18 protein-coding genes and 2 pseudogenes are annotated in these 21,319 nt (G+C 61.6%); 13 read left to right on the forward strand and 7 right to left on the reverse strand.

Annotated elements, in window-relative coordinates:
* Window positions 1-107: 107 nt before the first annotated feature.
* The gene (locus tag AB1286_RS29670) at window positions 108-791 is read left to right on the forward strand and encodes a FadR/GntR family transcriptional regulator (protein WP_430366766.1); all 684 of its coding nucleotides are present in this window, start codon (window positions 108-110) and stop codon (window positions 789-791) included.
* 24 nt (window positions 792-815) lie between these two features.
* On the opposite strand, the gene AB1286_RS29675 is transcribed toward AB1286_RS29670, so the two are convergent.
* Entirely contained in the window at window positions 816-2,000 is a 1,185-nt protein-coding gene (locus AB1286_RS29675) for an AAA family ATPase (RefSeq protein WP_430366767.1), read from the reverse strand.
* 171 nt (window positions 2,001-2,171) lie between these two features.
* Here AB1286_RS29675 and AB1286_RS29680 point away from each other — a divergent pair, with 171 nt between their 5' ends.
* On the forward strand, window positions 2,172-2,906 hold the full coding sequence (locus tag AB1286_RS29680; protein ID WP_430366768.1) for a GNAT family N-acetyltransferase: 735 nt from the start codon (window positions 2,172-2,174) through the stop codon (window positions 2,904-2,906).
* Window positions 2,907-2,959: 53 nt separating this feature from the next.
* Here AB1286_RS29680 and AB1286_RS29685 read toward each other — a convergent pair whose 3' ends face one another.
* Window positions 2,960-3,496, reverse strand: coding sequence for a carboxymuconolactone decarboxylase family protein (locus AB1286_RS29685; RefSeq protein ID WP_430366769.1), 537 nt, complete (start codon window positions 3,494-3,496; stop codon window positions 2,960-2,962).
* A 134-nt stretch (window positions 3,497-3,630) separates the two neighbouring features.
* Between AB1286_RS29685 and AB1286_RS29690 the strand changes: the two genes are divergently transcribed.
* Window positions 3,631-4,593 (forward strand): cupin domain-containing protein, encoded by a 963-nt coding sequence (locus tag AB1286_RS29690; protein WP_430366770.1) that lies wholly within the window; start codon window positions 3,631-3,633, stop codon window positions 4,591-4,593.
* 80 nt (window positions 4,594-4,673) lie between these two features.
* A pseudogene (locus tag AB1286_RS29695) lies at window positions 4,674-4,802 on the forward strand (citrate-proton symporter); the annotation flags it as partial.
* Here the strand turns inward: AB1286_RS29695 and AB1286_RS29700 are convergent.
* Window positions 4,797-5,071 (reverse strand): annotated as a pseudogene (locus tag AB1286_RS29700) (LysR family transcriptional regulator); the annotation flags it as partial. The pseudogenes AB1286_RS29695 and AB1286_RS29700 overlap by 6 nt on opposite strands.
* 119 nt (window positions 5,072-5,190) lie before the next feature.
* Here AB1286_RS29700 and AB1286_RS29705 point away from each other — a divergent pair.
* Window positions 5,191-6,417: a diguanylate cyclase domain-containing protein gene (locus tag AB1286_RS29705; RefSeq protein ID WP_430366771.1), complete on the forward strand. Its 1,227-nt coding sequence runs from the start codon at window positions 5,191-5,193 to the stop codon at window positions 6,415-6,417.
* 65 nt (window positions 6,418-6,482) lie between these two features.
* Here the strand turns inward: AB1286_RS29705 and AB1286_RS29710 are convergent, their stop codons facing one another.
* From AB1286_RS29710 to AB1286_RS29720, 3 genes are all read right to left on the reverse strand, one after another.
* Complete coding sequence (locus AB1286_RS29710; protein ID WP_430366772.1) at window positions 6,483-7,499, reverse strand: alpha/beta fold hydrolase; 1,017 nt, start codon at window positions 7,497-7,499, stop codon at window positions 6,483-6,485.
* A gap of 62 nt (window positions 7,500-7,561) precedes the next feature.
* Window positions 7,562-8,452: a LysR substrate-binding domain-containing protein gene (locus tag AB1286_RS29715; protein WP_430367358.1), complete on the reverse strand. Its 891-nt coding sequence runs from the start codon at window positions 8,450-8,452 to the stop codon at window positions 7,562-7,564.
* Between the two features lie 94 nt (window positions 8,453-8,546).
* On the reverse strand, window positions 8,547-9,992 hold the full coding sequence (locus AB1286_RS29720; protein ID WP_430366773.1) for an alpha/beta fold hydrolase: 1,446 nt from the start codon (window positions 9,990-9,992) through the stop codon (window positions 8,547-8,549).
* A 23-nt stretch (window positions 9,993-10,015) separates the two neighbouring features.
* Between AB1286_RS29720 and AB1286_RS29725 the strand changes: the two genes are divergently transcribed.
* Window positions 10,016-10,720, forward strand: coding sequence for a TetR/AcrR family transcriptional regulator (locus AB1286_RS29725; protein ID WP_430366774.1), 705 nt, complete (start codon window positions 10,016-10,018; stop codon window positions 10,718-10,720).
* Window positions 10,721-10,767: 47 nt separating this feature from the next.
* On the opposite strand, the gene AB1286_RS29730 is transcribed toward AB1286_RS29725, so the two are convergent.
* Entirely contained in the window at window positions 10,768-11,388 is a 621-nt protein-coding gene (locus AB1286_RS29730) for an FMN-dependent NADH-azoreductase (RefSeq protein WP_430366775.1), read from the reverse strand.
* A gap of 219 nt (window positions 11,389-11,607) precedes the next feature.
* Here AB1286_RS29730 and AB1286_RS29735 point away from each other — a divergent pair, with 219 nt between their 5' ends.
* The 7 genes from AB1286_RS29735 to zwf all read left to right on the forward strand — a co-directional run bounded on the left by AB1286_RS29735 (window position 11,608) and on the right by zwf (window position 21,307).
* Window positions 11,608-12,789, forward strand: coding sequence for an MFS transporter (locus AB1286_RS29735; protein ID WP_430366776.1), 1,182 nt, complete (start codon window positions 11,608-11,610; stop codon window positions 12,787-12,789).
* Between the two features lie 394 nt (window positions 12,790-13,183).
* Window positions 13,184-14,434: an ROK family transcriptional regulator gene (locus AB1286_RS29740; protein ID WP_430366777.1), complete on the forward strand. Its 1,251-nt coding sequence runs from the start codon at window positions 13,184-13,186 to the stop codon at window positions 14,432-14,434.
* Entirely contained in the window at window positions 14,421-15,974 is a 1,554-nt protein-coding gene (locus AB1286_RS29745; protein ID WP_430366778.1) for a sugar ABC transporter ATP-binding protein, read from the forward strand. The genes AB1286_RS29740 and AB1286_RS29745 overlap by 14 nt, the downstream gene beginning before the upstream one ends.
* A 62-nt stretch (window positions 15,975-16,036) precedes the next feature.
* Window positions 16,037-17,074, forward strand: a complete 1,038-nt coding sequence (locus AB1286_RS29750) for an ABC transporter permease subunit (protein WP_430366779.1) — start codon at window positions 16,037-16,039, stop codon at window positions 17,072-17,074.
* Window positions 17,075-17,228: 154 nt separating this feature from the next.
* On the forward strand, window positions 17,229-18,173 hold the full coding sequence (locus AB1286_RS29755; protein ID WP_430366780.1) for an ABC transporter substrate-binding protein: 945 nt from the start codon (window positions 17,229-17,231) through the stop codon (window positions 18,171-18,173).
* A gap of 39 nt (window positions 18,174-18,212) precedes the next feature.
* The gene (gene pgi, locus AB1286_RS29760; protein WP_430366781.1) at window positions 18,213-19,832 is read left to right on the forward strand and encodes a glucose-6-phosphate isomerase; all 1,620 of its coding nucleotides are present in this window, start codon (window positions 18,213-18,215) and stop codon (window positions 19,830-19,832) included.
* Window positions 19,829-21,307: a glucose-6-phosphate dehydrogenase gene (zwf, locus tag AB1286_RS29765; protein WP_430366782.1), complete on the forward strand. Its 1,479-nt coding sequence runs from the start codon at window positions 19,829-19,831 to the stop codon at window positions 21,305-21,307. The genes pgi and zwf overlap by 4 nt, the downstream gene beginning before the upstream one ends.
* Window positions 21,308-21,319 lie beyond the last annotated feature (12 nt).

The following is a 21,319-nucleotide window of genomic DNA, read 5'->3' on the forward strand; positions in this document are numbered from 1 at the left end:
ACCAATAGTGAAAACCCTATAGAGCTATGAATCGCTTACGGGACAATGGTTAGCGGGCACCGTGCTAAACTCCGACGCAACCTACGCGGTGCCTCTTCGCCCATACAATGAAATCGACAGAACCTAAGCGGCTTTACCAGTCCGTTGCCACCCAGATCCTCGCGTTGATTCGCCAGGGTGAATTTCCGCCGGGAGAGCGCTTGCCGCCCGAGCGCGAGCTCGCGCTGAAGCTCGGCGTCTCGCGCCCGTCGCTGCGCGAGGCGCTGATCGCGCTGGAGATCGGCGGGCAAGTGGAAATCCGCATGGGATCGGGCGTTTATGTCTGCGAAGCGAGCGAGGACGCCGCGGGTGCGGTGGGAGCGTTAGGCGACAGTCCGACGGAATTGATGCAAGCGAGAGCGACGATCGAAGGCAGCGTGGTTATGCTTGCCACGGCGCATATGACCGCCGCCACACTCGATCGGCTGCGTCGCACGATCGACCGGATGCGCAGATTCGCCGCGGCCGGCAAATCGCCTGTCGAGGCGGACCGGCAATTCCACATGTTGATCGCGGAAGCGGCGGGCAATTCGGTGCTCAGCCGTTACGTGGGCGAATTGTTCGATAGCCGCCACGACCCGATCGCGGCTGCGATGCGGGGCCATACGGAAAGCGCTCAAACGTGGACGGCCGCCGTGCACGAGCACGAGGCCGTGCTCAAGGCTTTACAGGCCGGCGATCCGATCGCCGCGCAAACGGCGATGCGCGCACACCTCATGGCTTCCGAAGAGCGTTGGGTGAGCGGCGGGTGAGCCGTGGGTGAAATAGACCGGCCCCTAGTCCGCCCAACGCCAGGCGGGACGGTCCAATAGTCCCTGCCCGGCGACCGCCGTTTCCGAGAACGTCTTTTCTAGTTCGAGGCAGTTGCATTCCGGATCTTCGTCGAGCGCCGCCGCCAATCGCGACGAATGTGAAATCACCCAGATTTGGGTGTGACGCGCCGCCTGCCGTATCAAACGCCCGAGTGCCGGCATCAAATCCGGATGCAGACTGGCCTCCGGTTCGTTCAGCACCATGAGATCCGGCGGCCGTGCCGTCAGCAGTGCGCAAACAAGCAGCAGATAACGCAGCGTGCCGTCCGACAATTCGGCGGCCGTCAACGGACGCATCAGCCCGTCCTGATTGAACTGCAATGAGAAGAGCCCTCCGGGCTGGCTCTGTATCGTGACGCTCGCGCCCGGAAACGCATCGGCAACGGCCTCGTCGAGGGCCCGGCGATCGCCGATCTCGCGAATGGTCTGCCACGCGGCTGCAAGATCTCGGCCGTCGTGATGCAGGACCGATGTACGCGTACCGATTTGGGAGCGACGGGCCGGCGCATCGGGATCGATCCGGAAGTGATCGTAAAACCGCCAGCCTCGCATCGACTCGCGAACGTGGAATACCTCGGGGCTAACGGAGTCTCGCCCGATCTGCGAAAACAGGCTTTCGTAGCGCGGCAGATGCTGCGTGACGACGGCCCATCCGTCGTCCGTCCTGCGCCGTACCACGCTCCCCTCGCGGTCCACGAGAACGGCGGCCGGACGCAGAACGGGGCCGGACCAGATCGACTCGCGTTTGAATTCGGGATCGAGCGTGAATGACGAAGACGTTTCTCTATCCTCGTTTCCGTAACCCGTCACGATCCCCATACTGACCGCGTAGCCGAAATCCTCGCCATTGACGCCAAGCCGCAAACGAGGCGCCGGCGCGCCTTTGGCGGGCCCCTGCATCGGAACCTCCCCGCGCCGCATGCGGCCGGATCGGTCGTCCGGCCCCGCCCAGAGAACCGACTGCAACCCGCCCTCCCTCGCGAGCGGACCCACGATGCCATCGCGCGCGACGCCGGCCAACAGACTCAATGCGCGATAGAGATTCGACTTGCCGCTCCCGTTTGCGCCTATGACCACGTTTAGATTGGAGAGCGGGACGACCAGCTCGCGAATCGATCGATAGTTTGAAATGGCAAGGGCAGTCAGCATGGATGATCCTAATCGACATCGGGTTGAAGATGCGGTTTTAATCTCGAACTGCATCGGGTGCAGCCGACAGACCGGCCAGAAGTCTGCTTGTAGGCGATGCCTTTGCAGTCCTTTTCAACAGCGCCGCGCATCGAAATAATACCTATCCAAAGCCCGCACCGAACACAGAGCATGAATTCCAATATCGAGCAGCAGGCAGGCGACGAACACCCCGAGGTCGATTGCGACGACGCCCTCGACAATATCGTTTGGACGGCGCTTTGCGGTCCGCACGCGCAATGGGCGCAGATCCACGGCGACGTTCGGCGCTATAGGCCCGAATTCGCCCCTTTCGCAGCCGCGCGCAACTACTCGGAAACGAACGTCAAGGCGATCGCCGCCATGCTCGGTCCCGGCGAACGGGCCTCGCTTTTCACGCTCGAACGCCCGCAGGTTCCGACAGACTGCGAGACGGTACTCGAGGCAACGCTCATCCAAATGATTGCTTCACGGCCGCTTTCTTCGCCCGGCGACGATCGAATCGTTTCGCTCGGAGAAGCCGACGTCGCCGATATCAGGACACTTGCCGAAATCGCTCAGCCGGGACCGTTCAATTCCCGCACGCATCAACTCGGCAACTTTTTCGGGATTCGCGAAGACGGCAGACTCGTCGCGATGGCGGGGGAGCGAATGATTGCCCGCAAATATGTGGAAGTCAGCGCCGTGAGCACCCACCCCGATTGCCGGGGCCGAGGGCTCGCAAGAACGCTTATGGCGCATCTCACGGCATCGATCCAACAACGAGACCGGATACCGTTGCTCCATGCGCTTTCGACGAACAGTGCGGCTATCGATCTTTATCGAGCGCTCGGTTATCGTGCCGCGCGTACGTTCTGTCTTACGGTAATCACCCGTTCGCCTTCCTAGATGGCCAGCGCTCGGCGCGACATACGCGCCGAGCGCAAATCTCCCCAACGCTCTTACTGAACGGCCGGGAAATCGAGCGTCGTGTCGTTGACGCGATTGACGAGATTCGTGAACGTAATCGACGCGACGGCAAGGTTGATTTCGATGAGCATGCGGTCGGTGTAACCCGCCGTGCGCACCGCATCGACAACCGCCTCCGGCACCGTACCGCGCGTACCGACGAGCGTCCGCACATAGGTCGCGAGCGCGTCGCGCTTCGCGTCGCCGGTTGCAGTCCCGGCACGCACCTGCTTCATCTCGTCGTTCGACAGCCCGGCGAGTTTTCCCATCAACGTATGCGCAGCCACGCAATAGTCACAACCGACGTGTTCGCTGACAACCAGCTTGATCACTTCGATGTCGGCCTTGCCGAGCGTACTCGCGGCAACCGCAGCATCGAACGCGAGCGCGGCGCTCAACGCTTCGGGGCTGTGCGAGCCGATGGCCGCGTATGCGTTGGGTACCTTGCCGACGGTCTTCTTGATCTTGGCGAATACCTCGGCGGCCGGGCCGGTAGCGTCTTCGGGGCGGATGGTGTGCAGACGGGACATGATTGACTCCTTGGTTCAGTGTTGATCGATCGTTGCGCGGGTTAGCCATGTCGTATGGCATGGAAGTCAGTGTACGGATGCACGACGAGTTGTTTAATGCCATACTTTCGCAAATTCATGCTCAATTGACTCACATGCAACTCCTGGATCGACTGTTGGCGCTCATGCCCGTCACGGGACGGCTCGATGTGCGATGCCACTTCGGCTCGCCGTGGCGCATTGACCAACCCGAGTCGAACGAGTGGGAAATGCCCTATCACGTGCTGTTGCGCGGCGAAGCCGTTGTCGAAATAGACGCCGACGGGCAAGGCGAAGCGGCGCTTCACATGAGAGCCGGCGATATCGTGTTGTTTCCCGCCGGCAGCGCCCATACGTTGCACGACGGCAGCGGCAAGACGCCTCGAACGATGCGCAAGCAGCACCGGGGCGCATTGACGGTTGCCACGAACGGCAAGACGCGCGAGGGTGCCGACGTCCTATGCGGGCGCTTCGTGCTGCCGGCCGTGCCGCGGCAATTGATGCGCGACCATTTGCCGGAGCGTTTGCTCGTGAGCAGCGTGAGTGCCGGCGACGAGCAGGCGCGCGATGCGGCATTCGCGTCAAGCCGGCTTGCGCGTGTCATCGAATTGATGCGGGAAGAGGCATTCGAGCTGCGGCCGGGCAGTGAAGCGGTCGTCAACCAACTCTCCGGCGCGTTGTTTGCGCTGACCCTGCGCTATGCCTCGGAAAGCGGCGACGCGCCGCGCGGCTTGCTTGCGCTCGCGCAGCGTCAGCGTCTGCAACCGGCGCTCGCGGCCATGTTCGACGAACCCGGCGAGCCATGGACACTGCCCAAGCTGGCCGAGCTATGTCATATGTCGCGTGCCACGTTCGCGCGTCATTTCGACGAGGCGATCGGTCGGTCACCGAGCGACGTGCTGACGGAAATTCGCATGGCGATCGCCGGCCGCAAACTCGTGCAAACGAAGATGTCGATCGCCGAGATCGGCGAGGCGGTGGGGTATCAATCCGAAGCCGCGTTTCAGCGTATTTTCAAACGGCAGGTGGGCATCACGCCCGCGAAGTGGCGCGCCCAATCCTCTCGTTCGGTCGATTAGTGGATTGATAACGAATACACATCAATCGTTCGAAATATTGCACTTATCGTTTTTCCGGTCGCGGGCGAACATTCCTGAAACTCTTCCTGCTCCGCCGCAACCTTGAAGAAACCCAGGAATTCAAGGCGCGCAGGCATCGTCCGAGCATGAGCGAGGTGTTTCGCACGCTCGGGCAAAACTGGGCGGTTGTCGTCGCCGGCACGAAGCTTGACCCTGATCCGCGAAAAGCGGCGGCGATAGGTTGAGATAACGCTCGGGAGGAAGTAGTAGGCCACCGACGGCACGCACGCGATCGTCACATGGCCTAAACGGCTCGTCGAAACGTCGCGGATGCCGAGCAGCGCGACGTCGAGATCGTCGAACAGTTGCTCTGCGCTCGAGGCGAAAACGCGGCCGACCGTAGTGAGCGTCACGCTACGCGTGGTGCGCTCGAAGAATCGCACGCCGAGGGCCTCCTCGACTTGTCGATGCGCCGACTCTCTTTGCAGCCGATTGCCGTTCCGTTACTCTTTCTCAAGAATTCGCGAAACTTGCCGTAATTTCAGTTAGTCCGCAACCTTTTCCTCGTCGTCGCGGGGACGCCCTTAAACACGGACGATGAAAGTCGATTTAGCCACCCTTTACCTTCTCGCGATCGGAACATTGTGGGCCAGTTCGGCCATGACGTATTGGGAACACATATCGCATCCCAAACGCAGCAAGGAACTTCGAGCGCTGGCCGCCGGCTATGCGACGCTTGGAGGCGGTTGCGCGATCGCGGCCTTCCGGCATGAACTGCTGGGGACCGGTGTCGCCGGCCCCGCCGTGAGCAATCTCGTCATATTGGGCGGCTATCTATTGGTTCTGCATGCTGTGGCCATGTTCAACGGCCGGCGGCATGTGAAAAGCTCGAGCGGTTTGCTGCTCTTGATGAGCCTTACGTGGGCGGCAACCGGTACGCGCTGGCAAGCTGCCGTTTGGCTTTATGTCAGCGCCGCTCCGATCGCGCTAGCGTCCGCCATGACAGCCCGCGAATTGATGAGAATCGATGCGATACCGGCGGCGCAGTCCCGACGCGTCGCGGTGGCGGTAACGGGCATCCACGCGCTGTTTTACGCGGCCAGAGCTTTCGTTCTGCCATGGATCGTCTCGATCTTCGGGGTGCGCGTGCTGTCGATTTCCAGCGACATCACGATGTACGAAGGGGTCCTTTATTCCGTCATTTTGCCGATGACGCTACTTAGGCTCACGAGAGAAGAGGTTCATAGCGAACTGTTGAAGGAGTCGCGTTCGGATTACTTGACTCGCTTAGGCAATCGAAGATTGTTCTTCGAAGAGGGAGAGCGGATTATCAACGACTGCGCGATAGATTGTCGCCCGGCCGCTTTGCTGGCGTTCGACCTCGATCGCTTCAAGAAAATCAACGATCGTTACGGTCACAAAGCCGGCGACGAAGTGTTGAAGTCATTTGCGGATACGGTTCGAGCCGCCACCAATACGAATGCGATTCTCGCGCGCATCGGCGGCGAGGAATTCGCGGCCCTGCTGCCCGGCTACGACAGCTACAGCGCGAAATTGGTCGCCGAGACCGTTGCAAACAGGTTTGCCGCGATATCGCATAGTGCCGACGGTGACCGCTTTCATGCCACGGTCAGCATCGGCCTAGCGGTGCCGGGGCCCGAGGCATCCTCCCTTTCCGATCTGCTCTCGGCCGCCGACCAAGCCTTATATCGCGCCAAGTCGCTGGGCGGCAATCGGCTGATTCAACACGTCGACTTCCAAGAGAGCGGCGATGCCACGCAATATCGCCGCGAACGTCTAGAGCCTTCTCGCGACGTTTCGTGAAACGGTGGCTCACGCCGAGAAACGTAACGCGAACTCAGTGAATTAACCGCTGGGGCAACATCTTGTCAGCGATCAGTTTTCACCCGCGCGAGAAATGCGAGGGTGTCCGATGCGATCTCGTCGACCTTCTCTTCCGTGGCGAAGTGTCCTGCGTCTAGAACGTCCACTTCCGCGTTAGGCAAATCGCGGTGGTACGCGAGTGCTCCCAGTGTAATGAACGATGGGTCATAACGCCCCCACAAAACAAGGGTGGGCGGCTGGTGTAGCCGCATCCACTCTTGCCATCGCGGATACGATGCAATGTTTGTTCGATAGTCGTACAGCAGCCTGGCCTGGATTTCCCTCTCGCCCGGTTTCGACAGGAACGCATATTCGTCAAGCCAGGCCTGAGGATCGTAGCGCTCCGGATTCGGACTGTTGACGATATGCCGTTGCTTCGTCAGTTCGAGCGACATGAAATAGTCGATCACTTCCGGATGCGCCGCCGGATCAGCCCAATAGCGAGCAATGGTCGGCCAGTTCTTGCCCAATCCGTCCTTATATGCGTTGGCGTTTTGGATCACCAGCGCGCGGATCCGCTCCGGATGCGCCTCCATGATGCGAAAGCCGACTGGACCACCGTAATCCTGAAGATATAGGGCATACCGGTCGAGCTTCAACTGGTCGAGCAAGGCGGCGATCGTCTGCGCCAACTGATCGAATGTATAGGCGTATTGCGACGGCGGCGGCGCATCGCTTTCGCCGAACCCAGGATAGTCGGGTGCAATCACGTGATATCGCGTCGCCAGCAACGGTATGAGCGATGCGTACTGACGCGACGAGGCAGGGTAGCCATGCAGCAAAACGATCGTCGGCGCATCCTTCGGTCCTGCTTCACGATAGAACACGCCTACTCCATCCACCTTCGCCATGTGATACGTGGTGGTTTCCGAGGTCGATTGAACTGGCGCCGCGCTTGCCTCCCCCGCACCGATCAGAGCGCTCAGCGCGACAATGACGGCTGCGATTGCACGCTTTCGTTTCGCCTCGCCAAGCGGCAAGGTAGAGGCACACCTGCGCACCGGCATACGACCGTATTTCATTTTCGTTCCTTACGTACTTTATTGACTGCGTGGGGGATCAGCAAATTTCCGTGACGAGATGCTCATTGAAAACGAGCTAACGACTCTCGCAGACGCGGCGCGACGAAATCGATAAAGCACCGCAATTTGAGCGGCATCAGGTTGCGAGAAACATGAACGAGATGAATCGGCACCCGCTCGACTTCGAATTCCGGCAAGACGATCTGCAACCTGCCCTCGTCGACCTCGTGAGCGACGTGGTAATGCAGGAGCTGCGTGAACCCGACGCCACGCGTCGCAGCGTCCACCGCGGAATCCGGCGTTGACACCTGAAGACGAGGTGTAACGGGAACGACCAGGCGTTCGCCGGTTGCCGGCGCCTTGAAACTCCACTCCGGGGATAGCATCGGGCCGTTAAACATCACACACGGCATCTTGAGCAGCTCCGATGGATGTTGCGGTACGCGGTGCCCGGCAATAAAGGCAGGGCTTGCGCAGACTACGACGCGAAACGATCCCACGCGCGTCGCAATCATGCCGCTGTCAGGCAACGCGCCGAGCCGCACCGCCAGATCGACGCGGTCATCGACCAGGTCGACGTTCCGATCGGATTGCATCAGCTTCACATTGATTTCAGGAAACAGCGCGATGAAATCAGCGATTAAAGGCAGCACGTGCGTGCGCCCGAACAAATTTGAGGACGCGACAACCAGATCGCCCCGCGGCGCAGTAAACTCCCCCGCGGCTTCGCGCTCCTGCTCTTGGACGAGGTCGAGAATACGCCGTGCAGCCGCCACATAGGCGAAACCCGTGTCGGTTAACGTCAATTTGCGCGTTGTCCGCGTGAGCAATTTCGTTCCCAGTTGCGCCTCCAGGTCGCCGACCTTGCGCGTGAGCGTAGGGACGGGCACGTTCAGATCCCGCGCGGCGGCCGACAAACTACCTTTGTCGACGGCCGCGATCAGCATTGCCATGGCTTCGAGTCGGTCCACGTCAGTGTCCGTATTTTTGAGGAGACCGTGTCCGACAGGAATGACCGAGTCACCCGTCGGCAAAGGCCGTCCAACCTCAGGCCGCGGAGGCGGATACCGGCAAGAACGCCGAGTCGATCTCAGGTCGTGCGAGATGAGCCAGCGTATTGGCAAACGTCTTGCTCGCAACAGCCAGCACGATCGCCACCACCGCCCGGCGATCGAAACCCTCGGCAGTCAGTGCGTTCACATCGCTGTCCGACACTTGGGTCCGCTTCGTTGCAACCGCGGTCGCAAACTTGCGCACTGCTTCGAGTTGAGCATCGACAAGCGGGCCTCCAACTCGCAGGGCTTCGACGACATCCGCTGGTGCGCCGAGCTTGCCGGCAAGCGTCGCATGAACCGCGATACCATATTCGGCCGCGTTGGCATGACTCGCAGCGGCCAGCGCGACCTGCTGCGCAACTGGACTCAGAGATGTCGCCTGGAGCGCCTGAAGTGTCGTAAGGTAAGCGCCGAGCGCGGAGGGCTCCGCGGCAAGCGCATAGCCGAGGTTCGGCACGAAACCGAACACACCCCGCATCGCGTCGAGAAGCGGTTGCGCCTGCTCCGACACAGAGGACTCGTTCAACTCGCCGAATAGCGCTTGCCCCTGCGCCCTATCCAATGTCTTGGCCAGAAACGCACGAATAGTGCTCGCGATCTCGTCGAGGTGCGTCTCGAGCGGGAAGTGACCTGCGTCGACAAAGTGGATTTCCGCATCCGGGATGTCACGGCGAAATGCTTCGGCGCCGGGAGGTACGAAAAACGGATCGTTCTTCCCCCACACGGCCAGCGTCGGCGGACGATGAGTACGGAAATACTCCTGGAAACGCGGATAAGCCGCCACGTTGCTCTTGTAGTCACCGAACAGATCCAGCTGGATATCGTCGTTGCCAGTCCGTTCAAGAAAATGCTGATCGAGCGTGTAGCTTTCCGGTGCAATCGAAGCCACATCGCTCTCGCCATGTGTGTACTGGAACTGCGTCGTCTCGGCCTTCAGAAAGGCCCGCAAATTGTTGCGATTTTCCTCGGTGGGATCTTGCCAATACGCTCGCATCGGGTTCCAACCGTCACTCAGGCCCTCTTCGTACGCGTTACCGTTCTGGGTAATCAACGCGGTGATCCGTTCCGGTCGCGATACCGCCAGACGGAAGCCCACGGGGGCGCCATAGTCGAACACATAGAGGGCATATCGGCTCAGGCCGACAGCTTCCGTGAATCGCTCAATCACTTGCGCCAGATGGTCAAACGTGTAACCGAACCTGGCCGCCTCCGGCGCATCGGAAAATCCAAAACCCGGGAGATCCGGCGCGATTACCCGGTACTTGTCCGCGAGCCGGTCAATCAAACCGCGATATTGATGACTCGAGGTCGGAAAGCCGTGCAGAAGCAAGACAGCGGGTGCGTCGCGCGAACCCGCCTCACGATAGAAAACGTTGAGGGGCGCCCCGGAACGCGAGTCGGAGACAGAAACAGTTCGATAGCGGGAAGACGTCGACATGCTGAAACCTCCTGAGTTGGGAAATGTCCGGCTCATCAATTTCTGAACCGAACGATCGGTACAATACAAGCGAGCACGGCACCCGTCAAGCATTGATTCGGCGGCTTCAATGTCGTAATCTGTTGTTTGTACCGAATGATCGGTTTTTATGGAGCTTTGGCATGTCGGCTACCCCCACGTCGAAGGACGAAATCGTCGAACGGTTGTTCACGGTGTTTCGCGATCAAGGTTTTGACGGCGCTTCGATTGCGGACCTGTCGCGGGCAACCGGTCTGGGGAAATCCAGCCTTTACCATCATTTCCCCGATGGCAAGGAGCAGATGGCCGAGGCCGTACTCAATCGTGCAAAAATCTTGATCGATCGCGAGCTGCTCGATGCAGCGCGTGCTTCGGGTTCTCTGAAAGCTCGGATCCGCAAGATAGTGGCGGTGCTTGACCATATGTATGCAGGAGGCCGGACCTCGTGCGTCCTCGGGCAATTGGCCACTTGTGCGATCGGTCCCCAAGCCCGGGGGAGCTTGCAGGGGGCGTTTTCGGACTGGATTGAAGCAATCGAAAAATTGGCAGCCGACAGCGGTCTGTCGGCATCGCGTGCGCGATATTTCGCAGAGGACTGGGTAGCCCGCATCCAGGGCGCCTTGATTCTCCAGGCCGCAAACGGCAATGCGGGTCCCTATAAGCGAGCACTCCAGACTTTGCAGGATCTTGCGAAAGACGACACCGCCTAGAACCCCCCAATGACTGCGCACGCGCCCCGCTCCGGCGCCCTGGGAACTCAGCGCTCCGCAGCCTCTTTCGCGGCCTGCTGAGCACTTGCCAATCCGGCCGCCGCGTCGGCAGTCAAGATGTTCGGCTGGTAGCGAACACTGACAATGTCGTCGATTCCAATGAATCGAAGCCAGTCATCGAAATAGGCCGCATGAAAGTCACGGCCAAAACGCTTCGCGACGCCAGGACCGTAGACACCGCTCGTGTAGATGGCAGTTGCACGCTTGTTTTTGAGCAACCCGTTGTAGCCGGTGGCCGGATCAAACCCAAACAACAGCCCGGGCTGAGTGATAACGTCGATGTAGAGCTTCAGGCGATACGGAATACCGCTGTTCCACATGGGCACCGTGAACAGGAAATCGTCCGCGCACGCAAAATGATTGGCAATCCTGGCGATCTCGTCCCAAGCGGTTCGCTGCGCGCCATTCATCTCCGGGTCGCCGAAAAAGCTCATCTTGGCAGCGGCTCGATCGCCATCGAACTCAGGTAGTGAAGCCTGCCACAGGTCCAGCTCTTCGATCTCCGCGTTTGGATGCCTGGCACGATAAGCTGCGATGAAGAGCGCCGCGACTTGCGCACTGCGAGAGCGATCGCCACGGGGCGACCCTTTCACATACAGCAGTTTCATAAATTTAGTTCTCCTAATAAATTTCGATATCACGTAAGGCTACTGGCGCTATTTCCCCGAACCTTTGCCATGGCGAATTTGTACCATACGTTTTAACATGCAACTTACTCAGTTTTCGATAAAGTATTCGCCAATTTCTGTCCATACCGCGATTCCTGACGTCTTCATATAGTTGCATCACGCAACTTTTATTTAGGCATCTTTTTCCGGGGAATCGCCATGGACCGACGTCTCTTAACCCTCGCCCTCGGCATGTTTGCATTGGGGACGGACAGCTTCGTTTTTGGCGGCATCCTGCCCCAGCTCGCTCGCTCGTTTCATGTGAGCATAGGCGCCGTCGGGCAGATGATTACGGTGTACGCACTTACGTTTGCGTTGCTCGCACCGACGATTGCCGCGCTTGCGGCCGGCGTCGCACGTAAGCGCTTGCTGCTCGCCGGAATGGGAATCTTCGTGGTGGCCAATCTCGGGACGGTCGTCGCACCTAGCCTCGCAGCTGCGCTTGCCACCCGCGCACTGGCAGGCTTCGGAGCCGCCATGTTCTCACCGACGGCCAGCGGCACGAGCACGTTACTGGTGCCGCCGGAGCGCCGAGGTTTCGCGCTCTCCATTGTCGTCGCGGGGCTGTCCACCGCGACTGCGCTGGGTACGCCCATTGGCGCGGTCATCGGCGGTTTGGTCGACTGGCGCTGGACGCTGGCGTTCGTCGCTGGCCTTGGCGCGATCGGCTTCGTCGGAATCTGGACCCTTCTGCCCGAAGTCCCGCTACCGCCGGCCATCTCGCTACGCAAGCGCCTCTCGCCGCTCACGGACGCCCGTGTCGGTCTGACGCTCGCAACGACCATACTCGCGCAAATCGGAACGTTCGTTATCTACAACTACTTCTCAGTTGTGTTCGATCGCGCCATCGGCGGGAACGCAACGGTGCTTGGAATGTTGCTTGTTTTCTGGGGGCTCGCAGGAACGCTTACCAATCTGCTCACCGGCCGTATTCTCGACAAGATCGGCTCGCGCAAGGTCGTTATCGCGATGCTGCTCGTTGTCGGGACGGTGATCGTCACGATGCCGGTATCCAGTATCCATCTATGGAGCGCGTCCATCGCCATCGCCGTATGGGGTGCATGTGCCTGGGGCTTGCTGGTACCGCAGCAGTTCCGTCTCGTTTCACTCAATCCGCCCATGGCCCCGGTTTTGGTCGGCTTGAACACTTCGGCCACCTATATCGGTGTCTCGATTGCCGGCGTGGTTGGCGCTGGCGCTATCCCGGTGATTGGTAGCCACAACCTCGGCTATCTCGCCAGCTCCGTCGTTCTGCTGGCCTTGATCTTTTCGGAGCTTGCCAGCCATCGCATTGCATCGGTCGCGGAGGCTGCCGTCGAAAAGAGAGCCGTGACCGCCTGATTGCATGAACGAGAACATCGGCCATTGAAGTGCTCGACACGCCCGACGACAACGTTGGGACGGCCAAGGCGTACAAAGGTCGTCCCGTCGGGTATCGATCATCAAAATAGCCCACCGAAAAACGGCACGCCTGCCCTACGCTGCCTCATCGAATAGCAACACGGTACGCCTCTCTATGCTCGAACAAGCGGGTAGGTCATGACAAAAATGCTGCTTCGGCAAGCAGCGAATTGACGCGTAGAAGCGAGAGTCCGCCACGACGCGTAGCTTGATTCGGCCGCTGCGGCTGGCCCTGGTACAAACCCTTATTTCTTCCCCGAAGCGTTCGCGATTAAATAAATCCACTTGATTTAATTAATCGCGACGCGGGCTCCTCGTCGCTCGGAGGAGACAGGTGAAGCATCCCATCGTGGGCCGCGGCAGCAATTCGGCCAACCTGCGCCGCTACAACGAGCGTCTGCTGCTTCAAGCGTTGCGCCGCACGCAGCCCGCATCGAAGGCAGACCTCGCACGTTCGGCGAATCTCACGAGCACATCGGTCGGCAGCATCATCACCGCACTCGAGCAGGCGGGCCTCATCGAATCGACGGGACGCCGCGTCCAAGGGCTGCGCGGACAGCCTGCCTCGTTGCTGCAATTGGCCCCGCAAGGTGCGTTCGGGATCGGCGTACGCCTCGACCGCGGCGGGATCGAATGCGTTCTTGTCAATTTCGCGGGAGAAGTGCTTGCGCGCCGCAGCCATGACATGGTGCTGCCGGCACCCGCGAAAGTCCTCGAACTCGTCGGCGACGACATCCGTGCCTTGCTTGCCTGTCTTTCGCCCGTCGAGCGCGAACGGCTTACGGGTATCGGCGTAGCCCAGCCGTTCAACCTCGGCAGTTGGCTGCGCGAGCTCGGCCTGTCTCCGAATGTGTTCGATGCTTGGCACGACGTCGATTTCGCCAGCGAACTCGCGTCCATTACGCCGCTCCCCGTCTTCAGCGAAAACGACGGCAACGCCGCCGCGATTGCCGAGCTCTTCTACGGCTGCGGCCGGCAAGCGAGCGACTTCATCTACCTCTTTCTGGGGCCGGCCATCGGCGGCGGCATCGCGATCGACGGCGATTGCCTGCGCGGCGCCAAGAGCAACGCCGGCGACATCGCCGTCATGCCGGTACCCCCGAGCCGCCTGCCATCCGCCCCGCAGCCTTCCGGCGCGTGGGACATTCTCCTCTCGCGCGCCTCGCTCAACGCGCTCGCGCGCCATCTGCGCTATTGCGGCGAGGTGGCGGATACGCGGGCGGCGCTGGAAGCGTGCGTCGCCCGAGGCATGCCTGCCGTCGATGCGTGGATTGACGATTGCATCGACGCGCTCGCCCCCGCCGTACGCGCCATGCTTTGCGTCACCGACGCCCCCGTCGTCGTCGTCGACGCCGATATCGACGCCGGGCTCATCGATACCCTCATGAAGCGCCTGCATGCAGCGCTCGTACTCGGCGCACCCGAAGCGCGCGGCACCCCCGAACTGATGCGGGGCTCGTTCGGCCCCGACGCCGGTGCGATCGGCGCCGCATCGCTCCCGATGTTCTTCAATTTCTCGCCGCGCGCCGGAATTCTGAAAGGCGCGGATTCTCAAGCGCAGGAGATCAACCATGTCCCGCACTGAAATGAGCAACCCGTTGCTCCAGATGCGCAACATCAACAAGACGTTCCCCGGCGTGCGCGCGCTAGATAACGTGCATCTCGAAGTTCATGCCGGCGAGATCCACTCGCTGATGGGCGAGAACGGCGCGGGCAAGTCCACGCTCATGAAAATCCTCTCGGGCGCCTATCAAGCCGATGCGGGAGGGGAAATCGTCGTCGACGGCAACGCGGTCACGATCGACGGCCCGCAGGACGCGAAGGCGCTCGGCATCGCCGTCATTTATCAAGAGCTGAGCCTCGCGCCGAACCTGAGCGTCGCCGAGAACATCTACGCGGGCCGCGAGCTGCGCCGTGGCGGGAAGCGTTTCGGCCTCGTCGATCGGGCCGGCATGGCACGCGGCTCCGAAGAGGTACTCAAGCGCCTAGGCGCAAGCTTCGGCCCCGAAACGATCGTCGGCACGTTGTCGATCGCCGAGCAACAACTCGTCGAGATCGCGCGCGCCGTCCATACTCGGGCACGGATCCTCGTAATGGACGAGCCGACCACGCCGCTCTCGTCGCGTGAAACGGACCGTCTCTTTCATTTGATTCGCCAACTGCGCGCGGAAGGCCTCGCGATCATCTACATCAGCCACCGAATGGCGGAGATCTACGAGTTGTCCGATCGCGTATCGGTGCTGCGTGACGGGGCCTATGTGGGCACGCTCATGCGCGACGCGCTCTCCGCCGATTCGCTCGTGAAGATGATGGTCGGGCGCGATCTATCGGGCTTCTACAAGAAGGAACACGCACCCTACGATCCGGGCAACGTCGTACTGAGCGTGCGCGACGTGGCCGATGCCGGCCGCGTGCGCGGCTGTAGCTTCGATCTGCATGCGGGCGAAGTGCTCGGTATCGCCGGGCTCGTCGGCGCAGGCCGCACCGAACTCGCTCGCCTCGTCTTCGGTGCCGAGCCCCGTATCCGCGGCGAGATCGAGATCGACGGCCGCGTGCTGCCGCAGCACTCGCCGCGCGAAGCGATCGACGCCGGGCTCGTCTACCTCACCGAGGATCGCAAGCGTCAAGGGCTCTTTCTCGACATGAGCGTGCGCGACAACATCAACGTGTCGGTCTGCAATCGCGATGCACGCCTCGGCGTACTCGACCTCGCGCGGGGTGCGCAGCGCGCGCGTAGCGCGATCCGTTCGCTGTCGATTCGAGTGTCGCACGCTAACGTCAACGTCGGCGCCCTTTCGGGCGGCAATCAGCAGAAGGTTCTGCTTTCGCGATTGCTCGAAACCGAGCCCCGTATCTTGATCCTCGACGAGCCCACGCGCGGCGTCGATATCGGCGCGAAATCCGAGATCTACCGGATCGTCAACGACCTTGCCAAGGCCGGCGTCGGCGTGATTGTGATCTCGAGCGAGCTGCCCGAGATCATCGGCGTGGCAGACCGGGTGCTCGTCATGCGCGAGGGCGAGATCGCCGGAGAACTAGGCGGCGGCTCAGGCAAAGCAATCAGCCAGGAAGCCATCATCGAATTGGCCACGGGCTCGCGGCCCGCCCTCGGCGAGGCCGCGTAACGCTGCGTATGCACGGCCCCTACCGTCAAGGCCAGATCAAGGCGAATATTGAGGAGAACGACATGTCGAACCAGACACGACAACAAGCCACCGCAGCCGTCGCCGGCGAGCCCGCGGTAACGAAGCGAGAAGCGCACGCCGCAGCCGATCATCGTCAGCGCCTGCAATCGCTGCTGCGCACCGCGGGCATGCTGCCCGTCCTCATCCTACTGTGCATCGGCTTCGGCCTGATGACCGATTCGTTCTTCAGTTTGCAGAACTTATCGATCGTTACCCAGCAGGCCGCGATCAACATCGTGCTTGCCGCAGGCATGACGTTCGTCATCCTGACGGGCGGCATCGACCTGTCGGTCGGCTCGGTGCTTGCCGCCGCCGCCGTCGCCGCGATGCTCGCCTCGAATATTCCCCATTGGGGCTGGCTCGGCGTGCCCGTCGCGCTTGCGGTAGGCCTCGCTTTCGGCGCGCTGAACGGCGGACTGATCGCGCTACTTCGTCTGCCGCCGTTCATCGTCACCCTCGGCGCGTTGACGGCCGTGCGCGGTGTCGCGCGCTTGCTCGGCAACGATACGACCGTCTTCAATCCGCAACTGCCGTTTGCCTTTATCGGCAACGGCGCGATCTTCGGCATTCCTTGGCTCGTGATCATCGCACTGGCCGTCGTGGCCTGCTCCTGGTTCGTGTTGCGTCGTACCGTACTCGGCCTGCGCGTCTATTCGGTCGGCGGCAACCGCGAGGCCGCGCGCCTTGCCGGCATCAAGGTCTGGGCGATCGAACTTTTCGTCTACGCAGTCTCGGGCCTGCTCGCCGGCCTCGGCGCAGTGATGTCGGCCGCGCGCCTGTATGCGGCGAATGGATTGCAAATGGGCCAGTCGTACGAACTCGATGCGATCGCCGCGGTGATCCTCGGCGGGACCAGCTTCGTCGGCGGCGTCGGCTCCATCGTCGGCACGTTGATCGGCGCATTGATCATCGCGGTCCTGACAAACGGCCTCGTGCTGCTCGGCGTGTCGGACATCTGGCAATACATCATCAAGGGCCTCGTCATCATCGGTGCCGTCGCGCTCGACCGCTATCGCCAGCGCGGCTCGGCACGCACCTGAGTCATACGGCGAGCGATTCGCTCGCCGTATAACCGCTGTATGACTCGACTCGCCCCATTGCTTCACCCCGATTCGCTTCGACACCGTGCCTCCCAAAGAGGCGCGGCCCATTCGCCGTCGATTCGATAACACGGACCATCACGGAGACATCGATATGTTCAAGTCCAAGGCCGCATTGACCGCCATCGCCCTCGCATTGGGCGTCGTATCGTCCGCCGCACACGCGGCCGACAAGCCCCTCAAGTCCATCGGCATCACGGTCGGCTCGCTTGGCAACCCCTACTTCGTCACGATCGTGAAGGGTGCCGAAGCGAAAGCCAAGCAGATCAATCCAAACGCAAAGGTGACGTCGGTATCGGCCGATTACGACCTGAACAAGCAGTTCACGCAGATCGACAACTTCATTTCGGCACACGTGGACATGATTCTGATCAACGCGGCCGATCCCAAAGCGATCGAACCCGCTGTGAAGAAGGCACAGGCTGCCGGCATCGCCGTCGTCGCAGTGGACGTGGCTGCCGCCGGCGCGAACGCGACAGTCCAGACCAACAACGTGCAGGCAGGTGAAATCTCCTGCCAGTATCTCGTGCAAAAGCTGAACGGCAAGGGCAATGTCATCATCGAAAACGGTCCGCAAGTCTCGGCTGTGATCGATCGCGTAAACGGCTGTAAAACGGTGCTTGCAAAGGCGCCCGGCATCAAGCTGCTGTCATCCGATCAGGACGGCAAGGCCTCGCGCGAAGGCGGCATGAACGCGATGCAGGGCTATCTGACGCGCTTCCCGGCGATCAACGGCGTCTTTGCGATCAACGACCCGCAAGCCGTCGGCAGCGATCTCGCGGCCAAGCAGCTCAAGCGCAGCGGCATCGTTATCACGTCCGTCGACGGCGCGCCCGATATCGAGACCGCATTGAAGACCGATACGCTCGTGCAGGCGTCGGCAAGCCAGGATCCGTGGGCGATGGCGCAAAAGGCCGTCGAAGTAGGCTACGGGATCATGAACGGCCATCCGCCCGCAAGCGCCACGACTCTTCTGCCGTCGACGCTCGTCACGCGCGACAACGTCGGCAGCTATAAGGGCTGGTCGTCGCCGCGCTAACGCGACCTTTCCATTGATCCACTCGCTCAAGTAACCACGATGTCGAAGCTCACACAGTCTCCCGCCTGGCAGGCGCTCACGCGCCATCGCGACGCGCTTTCGAGTACGTCGATCCGCGCACTATTCGCCGCCGATCCGACGCGCGCCGACCGATTCTCGCTCGAAGCCGCGGGCGTGTTCGCCGATTTCTCGAAGAACTTGATGACCGATGAGACCATCGCGCTGCTGACGACGCTCGCGCGCGAGGCGGGCGTCGAAGCCCGGCGCGAGGCAATGTTCAAGGGCGAGCGGATCAACACGACCGAAGCGCGGCCGGTTCTGCACGTGGCGCTGCGCGCGCCGGCCGGCACGTCGATTTTCGTTGACGGCGTCGATGTCGTACCTCAAGTGCACGCGGTCCTTGCCCATATGCGCCGGTTCAGCGACGCAGTCCGCGACGGTGCTTGGCGCGGCCATACGGGGCGCACCATCACCGACATCGTCAACATCGGGATCGGGGGCTCCGATCTCGGCCCGCGCATGGTTTGCGAAGCGTTGCGGCCGTTTGGTCACGAGCGCTTGCGGATGCATTTCGTTTCGAACGTCGACGGTGCGGACATCGACGAGGTGCTGCGCGCGGTCGATCCCGCATCGACGCTCTTCATCGTCGCGTCGAAGACCTTCACGACGCGCGAAACGCTCCAGAACGCGCACACTGCCCGCGCTTGGCTCCTCGCGAGCGGCGCGCCCGAATCGGCCGTCGCCCGGCATTTCGCCGCCGTCTCGACGAACGCGGACGCTGTCTCCGCATTCGGCATCGACACCGCCAACATGTTTGCGTTCTGGGATTGGGTGGGTGGCCGCTATTCGCTATGGTCCGCCATCGGTTTGCCGATCGCACTGTATATCGGCGCCGACGGCTTCGACTCGCTACTCGCGGGCGCCCACGCGATGGATCGGCACTTCGCCACGGCGCCGCTCGAAGGCAACCTGCCCGCGCTGCTCGCGCTGATCGGCGTGTGGTACACGAACTTCTTCGGCGCGGCGAGCCACCTCGTCGCACCCTACGATCGCTATCTTCACCGGCTGCCGGCGTACCTCCAGCAGCTGGACATGGAGAGCAATGGAAAAACCGTCACGCTGAGCGGGGAACGGGTCGATTACGCAACGGGCCCCGTGATCTGGGGCGAACCGGGCACGAACGGCCAGCATGCTTTCTTCCAGTTGCTGCACCAGGGCAGCGCGCTGATTCCGGCTGATTTCATCGCCTGCATGCGTCCGCACCATTCGCTCGACGTGCACCACGCCATCCTGCTTGCGAACTGCTTCGCGCAAACGGAAGCGTTGATGAACGGTTCGCCTTCGCCCGACGCGCCCCATCGGCACTTTGAGGGCAACCGGCCGACGAACACGCTCTGCCTCGATCGCCTCGAACCTGCGACGCTCGGTGCGCTCATTGCGCTCTATGAACACAAGGTATTCGTGCAGGGGGCGCTCTGGCAGATCAATTCGTTCGACCAATGGGGCGTAGAGCTCGGCAAGCGTCTCGCGGTAGAGATCGAGCGCGAAATCGCTGCGCCGGGTACGGTCGGTACGCACGACAGCTCGACGAACAACCTGATCAACCGGTTCAAAGCGCGCCGCGCCGTGCCCGCTGAGCACAGCCCCCGGAAATCATGAGCAAACGAGCCAATCTCGCCGCGGGCAGTCCGTTCACGTTCATCCTGTTCGGCGGCACCGGCGATCTCGCGCTGCGCAAGATCTTGCCGGCGCTCCATGCCGCGCATTGCGACGGTTCGCTTGCTCCGTCGGGCCGCATCCTAGCGGTTGCTCACACGCCGTTCGATCGCGACGGGTACCTGCGTTGGGCAGACGAACATGTGAGGCCGCACATCGCATCGATCCGTTCCGGCGATACGCAGTGGGCAGCATTTCTTGCGCGTCTCGATTACCTACAGATCGACGTCAGCCAACCCGCCGCGTTCGCGGCGTTACAAGCGATGCGCGACACGCTGAAAGGCACGCGCATCTTTTACTTGGCGACCGGCCCATCGTTATTCGTGCCGATTTGCGAAGGCCTGGCCGCGGCCGGGTTGACCGGCGGCGCTCGCGTCGTTCTGGAGAAACCGCTCGGCTACGATTTGGCATCGTCGAACGAGATCAACGACGCCGTCGGACGAATCTTCGCGGAAGACCAGATCTATCGAATCGACCACTACCTCGGCAAAGAGGCGGTGCAGAATCTGTTCGCGCTGCGCTTCGGCAATTCGCTGTTCGAGCCGCTGTGGCGAAGAGAATGGGTCGAAAGCATTCAAATCACCGTGGCCGAGCAGCTCGGCGTCGAGACCCGAGGAAGCTTCTACGACCAAACGGGCACGATGCGGGACATGGTGCAGAACCATCTGTTGCAATTGCTCTCGATCATCGCGATGGAGCCGCCGCAATCGATGGATGCCGATGCCGTACGTGGAGAGAAGCTGCGCGTGCTGCGCTCGCTCAAACCGCTTAGCGGGGACGACATCCGCCGCAACGTCGTACGCGGACAGTATCACGCGGGCGCCATCAATGGATCGCCCGTACGCGGCTACCTCGCCGAGAGTGGGGTACGCCCGGGCAGCATGACGGAAACCTTCGTGGCGCTGAAAGTCGAAGTGGAAAACTGGCGATGGGCCGGCGTGCCGTTCTTTCTGCGCACAGGCAAACGCCTCGCCGGCCGTGTGGCCGAGATCGTCGTGAACTTCCGGCCCGTACCGCATTCTGCCTTGGGTGAGCAGCCACTGCGTTCCGGTGCGAACCGGCTCACGATCCGCTTGCAGCCGAACGAATCGATTCGTTTGCATGCGCTTGCGAAGCAGCCCGGGATGGGGATGAATCTGCGCGGTGTTTTTCTCGATCTCGCATTCGATCAGTTCTTCCAGCAAGACCGGATGGAAGCCTATCAACGCCTACTGCTCGACGCCATCGCCGGCCGGCTCGCGCTGTTCGTGCGACGGGACGAGCAGGAAGCGGCCTGGCGCTGGGTCGCGCCGATTCTCGATGCGTGGCGCTTGCCCGATGCGGCGCCGAAACCCTATGCCGCGGGAACGTGGGGGCCGGCCGCTGCGAGCGCGCTACTCGCGCGCCATGAGACATGCTGGATCGAAGAAGAAAATTGACCGAAGCGAGCG

The sequence above is a fragment of the Trinickia sp. NRRL B-1857 genome (genome assembly GCF_050470685.1).
Taxonomy (GTDB): Bacteria; Pseudomonadota; Gammaproteobacteria; order Burkholderiales; family Burkholderiaceae; genus Trinickia.